Origin of the sequence: Xenorhabdus budapestensis (assembly GCF_002632465.1) — a bacterium.
Classification (GTDB): domain Bacteria; phylum Pseudomonadota; class Gammaproteobacteria; order Enterobacterales; family Enterobacteriaceae; genus Xenorhabdus; species Xenorhabdus budapestensis.
The window spans coordinates 1-783 of record NZ_NIBS01000116.1; the positions used below are offsets into that span (position 1 = coordinate 1).

Sequence of the window (783 nt, forward strand, 5' to 3'; positions counted from 1 at the left end):
CTTTCGTCACAAGTTACTTGACGGCGATGCTTTGGCGGTACTGCAATACCGGACTGACCGGTTAGGCAAAGGCCGCGGACGTTATGCGACCACCATCCAGATAGTGGATCCCGACCGCCTCAGTAATCCACAGGAACGTTTCGATTTAGAATATGTTCGCGGTGGCGTCGAGATAGACAGTGATGGCACCCCGGTTGCTTACTATATCCGGGAAGCCCATATCGGCGACTGGTACAGCGGCAAAAAAACCATGACGTGGGATCGCATTCCCCGTGAAACCGCGTGGGGCCGTCCGCATGTGGTGCATGACTTTGACCATGAGCGCGGCGCACAACATCGCGGGATTGGCATCTTGGCGCCTATAGTTCAGCGGCTGAAAATGCTGATTAAATATGACGAATCAGAACTTGAGGCGGCGATCCTGAATGCGATTTTCGGGGCGTATATTGAGTCACCCTATGATTCACAGATGGTGGCGTCAGCCCTCGGTGACAACGGCGATTTCAGTGGTAACGAACTCAGCGCGTATCAAACACAGCGTGCGGAATATTATGAAGACAAGCGCCTTAACTTACAAAGTGGCGCCCGTATTCCTCATTTATTCCCGAATGAGAAAATTGTCACGATTTCGGCCACGCGCCCAACCAGTAATTTCGACGGATTTGAAAGCGCAGTACTGCGAAATATCGCCGCCGCGACCGGACTTTCCACGCAACAGGTCACGCAGGACTGGTCAGATGTGAACTATTCCTCTGCCCGTGCTGCGATGCTGGAAGCGTGGAA

At 53.1% G+C, this 783-nt stretch carries 1 protein-coding gene; it reads left to right on the forward strand.

The features are described from left to right. Positions 1-783, forward strand: a 783-nt coding sequence (locus Xbud_RS19145) for a phage portal protein (protein ID WP_145956690.1), incomplete at both ends; no start/stop codon positions are given.